The organism is Arthrobacter mobilis (genome assembly GCF_012395835.1).
GTDB lineage: Bacteria > Actinomycetota > Actinomycetes > Actinomycetales > Micrococcaceae > Crystallibacter > Crystallibacter mobilis.
Genome location: NZ_JAAZSQ010000010.1, coordinates 27,005 through 27,760 on the forward strand (window position 1 = coordinate 27,005; position 756 = coordinate 27,760).

Annotated in this window: 1 protein-coding gene; it reads right to left on the minus strand. The window is 70.4% G+C overall.

Going from position 1 to position 756, the window contains the following annotated elements:
• On the minus strand, positions 1-756 hold a 756-nt coding region (locus HGG74_RS11545; protein ID WP_168486664.1), incomplete at both ends, for an aminotransferase class III-fold pyridoxal phosphate-dependent enzyme.

Sequence of the window (756 nt, forward strand, 5' to 3'; positions counted from 1 at the left end):
TTCGGCCCGATGATGTCCTCGCCGAGCCGGGCGGCGTTCTCCACCATGCCTTCTTCGGCCATGGCGGTGATGGTCGCGACGGCGGCGGCGCAGGCCAGCGGGTGCCCGGAGTAGGTCAGCCCGCCCGGGTACACCCGCTGGGCGAAGGTGGAGTAGATCTCGTCGGAGATGGCCACCCCGCCCAGGGGCACGTAGCCGGAGTTGACCCCCTTGGCGAAGGTGAGCAGGTCAGGGATAACGTCCCAGTGCTGGATGGCGAACCACTTACCGGTGCGCCCGAAGCCGGCCATGACCTCGTCGGCGATGAACACGATCCCGTGTTTGCGGGTCAGTTCCCGCACCCCCTCGAGGTAGCCCGGCGGGGGCACGTAGATGCCGGCGGTGCCCGGCACCGACTCGAGGATGAGCGCGGCGATGTTCTGCGGCCCCTCGAGCAGGATCATGTCCTCGAGGTGGCGCAGCGCCCGCCCGGTCTCCTCCTCCCCGGTGGCCGAGCCGAAGTAGGACCGGTACGGGTAGGCCGGCATGAAGTGCACCACGCCGGCGTCGCCGTGGTCGTTGGGGATCCGGCGGGGGTCGCCGGTGAGGTTGATGGCCAGGTGGGTTCCGCCGTGGTAGGAGCGGTAGGCGGAGAGGACCTTGTAGCGGCCGGTGTGCAGCCGGGCCATGCGGACGGCGTGCTCGACGGCGTCGGCGCCGCCGTTGGTGAAGAAGACGTGGTCCAGGTCCCCGGGGGTCAGGGAGGCGATGAGCCGG